Here is a 4369-nt window from a genome sequence, read left to right as displayed (position 1 = left end):
CTGCTTGGCGGTGTTGTTCTAAGCCCTGATTTATCAAGTTTTGGCGGTGTAAAGGGTCTGTAATGCCCTTTTGGTCTGCATAGGCGGTCTTATTGGCGACAACTTCACGCTCTTTATCGGTTAAACCATCAAAAATGTCTTTGGTGTTAGGGTCTCTGTCGGTGTTTTCTTTGGTCTTTTTAGGTTTGGCATTGGCTTTTTGCTTAAACTCAAAATGAAATCCAACGATAACCCGCCCTTGTTTCTTTTGGGTGTAAGTGGCTGATAAGTCGGTGTGTTCATTGATTTTTTTTAGGGCAAAATCCAATACATACGCCTTAAAATTACTCATTGTCTTGTATTCGTTCGGCAGTAATCCGAACCGAAAACGCAAATCATCAAGGGAAATATCTAGCCACCCTGTGCTAGTCTTTTTGTCCAAATGTCGCATAAAAAATTCATATAATCGCATTGCATACTGGCTAGACAGCTGGGCAACTTGCTCAATCTCATAGACGGTAAACCGTCTTTCCAGCTCTACAAGCATTGGAACAGTATCATCAGCAAATTTAAAATGCACCGTTGCCCCATCGTCCACATAGTCGGCAGACTGGATAAAACGGCGATAGGCTACCTGCGTTAAGCCCTTTTCATTGACAAACTTATAACCCCATTCAGCACGAAACAGGCTCAAAACAGCCTTTTTCAACACCCTATAAGCTGTTGATTTATCTACATTAAATGTTTGAATGTAGTCATCAGCGTGAATAATTAAGGTCCTCCCCTGCAACTGCTCAATGGTGTTACATTGGCTACGAGCCTTCAAAATGGCGAGCAGGATTAGGCGTTGTTCAACTTCGCCCAGTCTATGGCTTGCCTCAATCAACGCATTATCTTTAACGATTAAACTTCCCATAAAATCAACATCTTAGATAATATTTAAATAGGTTTATACACCCAATTTTAAATTTGAATAATTATATCATACATCTATTTAAAAATAAAATTATTTTCAACCTATTCATATTGGTGCATAAACCTATTCATATTGGTGCATAAACCTATTCATATTGGTGCATAAACCTATTCATATTGGTGCATAAACCTAGTTAAATACCCCTCGAAACCCCAGTATTTTCAAGGGTTGCAGGGGGGCTATAAAACTATTATAAATATATACAAAATTAAAAAAAACGCTTCGCTCTTTTTTTAACCAAAAATTTGAATTTTTCCTTTGTATTTTTAACCAATAGAACCATTGAAAGAACCAAAATAATCTTGGTCTTTTGACTGCTCTTGTTGAACCTGTTTAGGTTCTACTGGTAATTCAGATAACCCAAATAATTTTCTATCACGGTTTTCAGTCAAATATCTATCCAATGCTTGCAGTATGTTTTGGTTATACTGCTCATCATTTTTCATTCTCTGTAAATACATTGACCCTATCAGAATTTTTCTGCGTGTCTCATCTTTTCTTTCTTGTTCTTTGGCTTTTTTCTTTTCACGGTTTTCAGCCAGTTTCTTTTGTTCTTTAAGCTGTTTTAGCTTAGTTTCAAAGTCTGCTATTTTGTCATCAATAGATTTAGCCATAGGTTAAGCCACTTTTATCAGAAACGGATTACGCCCTTTAGGATAGCAAAATTTGAAATTTTACGCAATATTAGCTAGGTGCAGTGAGCCTTTCTTATCAGAAAGGCTCACTTACGACTTGAAAAACATTTCCGCTATCGCTACAATGTTTACAAGTCAAGTTCGGCAAGGCGTTCCCCCTTTGCAATCCCCCAATACGCCTAACGGCGTAACCGCCCTTTGGGCGGTTAGTTAAAAAGACAAAAGAAAAAATAAGTCTATGGCAATCTATCACTGTTCGGCTCATAATGTATCACGCAGTAGCGGACGAACCGCAACGGCTAGTATCGCCTATCGTTCAGGGGAAAAAATCCATGACCAAAGAACAGGGCTAACCCACGACTACACCAAAAGGGCAATACATCAAGAAATTGCCCATACACAAATTATCAGCAATCTAGGGGCTAAGATTGACCGTAGCGAGTTATGGAACTTGGCAGAAATGCGAGAGAACCGCAAGGACGCTAGAACCGCCAAAGAGTTTGTTATTGCCCTACCCCACGAGTTAAACAAGCAAGAACGGCAGGAATTGGCGATAGCGTTCGCCCAGCACCTAGCAAACCGTTATGGCTGTGTGGCAGATGTTGCCATACACACCCCAAGCCGAGCAGGGGACGAGCGAAACCACCACGCCCACATAATGCTAACCACGAGAAAAGCCGAGTTAGGGGCGGATAATCGCCTTGTTTTAACAGAAAAAATAGACCTTGAACTATCCAACGCCAAGCGAAAAGAATTTGGCTTGCAATCGTCAAGCAAGGAAATCATCAGCATTCGCCAAGATTGGGAGCAAATCGCAAACACCCATTTAGAGCGAGCAGGGATAGCCGAGCGGATAGACCACCGTAGCCACAAAGAACTTGAAAACGGCAAAATACCGCAAATCCACGAAACGCCCCAAGTAACTGCAATGAGACGAAAGGGGATAGAAACCGAGATTAGCAAGCAAAATGATGAACGCAGGGCATATAACACCCAAATAGACCACCAAAATGCCCTAGAACGCCCCACAGAGCCCCGACAAGGGACGGAAAGTGATTTACTAGCCAAAGCACAGACAAGCCTACAAAATCGCTTACAGGAGCGTTTAGAGCAACGAGAACAGGCACGATTGGCAGAACAGCAAGCCGAGAGAGAACGCCGAGCCCAAGAGCTTGAACAATCAAGACAGAACCAAGATAGGGGATTTAGCCGATGAACAACCAAGACAATACCGAACTGATTGAAGTGGTTTTAGGGCTTTTGGAGAAATCCAAACAGCAAGATGAGAGCATTCAAAAAGCGATTAAAGCCCTAGAAAGCGAAAAAACCGCCCTAGAAACGCTTAGGAGCGATTTTAAGGGGGTTGTAGTGGGTCAGACTAGGGATAGTGTCCAAAATGCCCTAGAACGCCCCTTAAGTCGCTTACAGGGGCATTCTGAAAACTTACAGGGGGTTGTTAGAGACATTGAGAGAGCCAAAAGGGATTTGGATTGGCGTGCTAACCTTTGGTATTTTGGCGGTTTTGCGGTGTTTATGGCGTGCTGTATGGGCTTTATGCTGTGGTTTGTGCCAAGTTTAGACGAGATAGGGGCTAGACGAGCCGAGTTAGACCACTTAACCGCCAAAATTGAGAAAGCCCAAAACCTGCAACGCCTACAAACCAGTAATTGCGACAAGCGGTTATGCGTAAAAGTCATTGAAAGCAAATGCAATTACGGCAGTAAGGGTGATAGGTATTGTGTGGCGGAGTTGAAGTGATTAAAAAACCCATTATTGATTTCAACAATAATGGGTTTAATTCTTTAAGAAAAGTTTTCTTGTAAGGCATTGGCAACAAAATCAATACAACTTTGTGCGTCATCAAATATCTTTTCGTCCAAATCTATAGAATGTGAGTGAGTATCTAATACATAAAAACTTTCGTCTGGTTTACTATCAACAAAAGAACACTGTAAGGAAAATGTATCCAATCTAAATAATTCGCCCCTAAAACCATTACTGGATTTAAGAACTTCAAGTCTATAAACCAAGCCATCATCATCAGTATCAATTACATCAAAAACAACAGTTTTAACTACTTCTTCATACCTAATAGGCATTTGAAAGCTCCTTAAATTTTCTTACCACAATCACAATGACGAGCATAAGTGCCTCTTGGAGCTTTGCTCGTTGCATTCTTTTTCGCAGCCGTACAAGCCAGTGCTTTAGTTTTTCCTGTACCTGTACCTGTTACCCATTGTGGTGGATTGGCAGGAGCAATACTTTTATCATGCACAATAACTGCACATTTTGCAGTATCTGTATAAGTTTTGGCTTGGGCTACTGCTGGAAATAATATCATATTAAGTAAAGCTGTTGAAACAATTAATGTTTTCTTGAGCATAGTCTTACCCCTTCTAAAATTAAACAATTCACTTATTCTACATTGATATATTTTTTAAAATCAACTGAAATAAGATTTACTTTCACCACCCAAACAACTCATAAAACTTACCAATGAATTTGGGGTCTTTGTGGGCTACTCCTTGCTCTCGTGCTTCCTTGAACCACTTTGAAAAGATATTATTATCAAAGTTCTTGGCGACTTCATCAAGGGCTTGCTCTTGGTATTGCTCGTCTAGGTTCTCAAACATTTCAATGAATGATTTTTTACGCTGTTCGGCTCGCTCTTTCTCTTGGCGTTCCTGTTCGTCTTTCGCTAACTGCTCCGCCTGTTCTTTGGCTCTTTGGGCTTGTCGTTCGGCTTTCTTACGCTCTTTGCGTTCTCTCTCGGCTTTCT

At 40.8% G+C, this 4369-nt stretch carries 6 protein-coding genes and 1 pseudogene; 2 read left to right on the top strand and 5 right to left on the bottom strand.

Translation table 11 applies throughout. From position 1 onward, the window contains the following. Positions 1–895 (bottom strand): replication initiation protein RepM (repM, locus tag B0181_RS01110; protein WP_078275657.1); only part of this gene is annotated, 895 nt, incomplete at its 3' end. A gap of 407 nt (positions 896–1302) precedes the next feature. Continuing rightward, a pseudogene (locus B0181_RS01105) lies at positions 1303–1569 on the bottom strand (mobilization protein); the annotation flags it as partial. A 259-nt stretch (positions 1570–1828) separates the two neighbouring features. On the opposite strand from B0181_RS01105, the gene mobQ reads away from it, so the two are divergent. Next, entirely contained in the window at positions 1829–2806 is a 978-nt protein-coding gene (mobQ, locus tag B0181_RS01100) for a MobQ family relaxase (protein WP_078275656.1), read from the top strand. Then, positions 2803–3348, top strand: coding sequence for a hypothetical protein (locus B0181_RS01095; protein WP_078275655.1), 546 nt, complete (start codon positions 2803–2805; stop codon positions 3346–3348). The genes mobQ and B0181_RS01095 overlap by 4 nt, the downstream gene beginning before the upstream one ends. Before the next feature lie 44 nt (positions 3349–3392). Here B0181_RS01095 and B0181_RS01090 read toward each other — a convergent pair whose 3' ends face one another. The 3 genes from B0181_RS01090 to B0181_RS12005 all read right to left on the bottom strand — a co-directional run. Beyond that, entirely contained in the window at positions 3393–3689 is a 297-nt protein-coding gene (locus tag B0181_RS01090) for a hypothetical protein (protein ID WP_078275654.1), read from the bottom strand. A gap of 11 nt (positions 3690–3700) precedes the next feature. Next, a complete protein-coding gene (locus B0181_RS01085) occupies positions 3701–3973 on the bottom strand; it encodes a hypothetical protein (protein ID WP_062501537.1) in 273 nt (90 codons plus the stop codon). Positions 3974–4055: 82 nt separating this feature from the next. Further along, positions 4056–4369 (bottom strand): hypothetical protein (locus tag B0181_RS12005; protein WP_428838608.1); only part of this gene is annotated, 314 nt, incomplete at its 5' end.

It is taken from the genome of Moraxella caviae (assembly GCF_002014985.1).
GTDB classification, from domain to species: domain Bacteria; phylum Pseudomonadota; class Gammaproteobacteria; order Pseudomonadales; family Moraxellaceae; genus Moraxella; species Moraxella caviae.
This window is presented reverse-complemented; position numbering and strand designations above follow the sequence as displayed.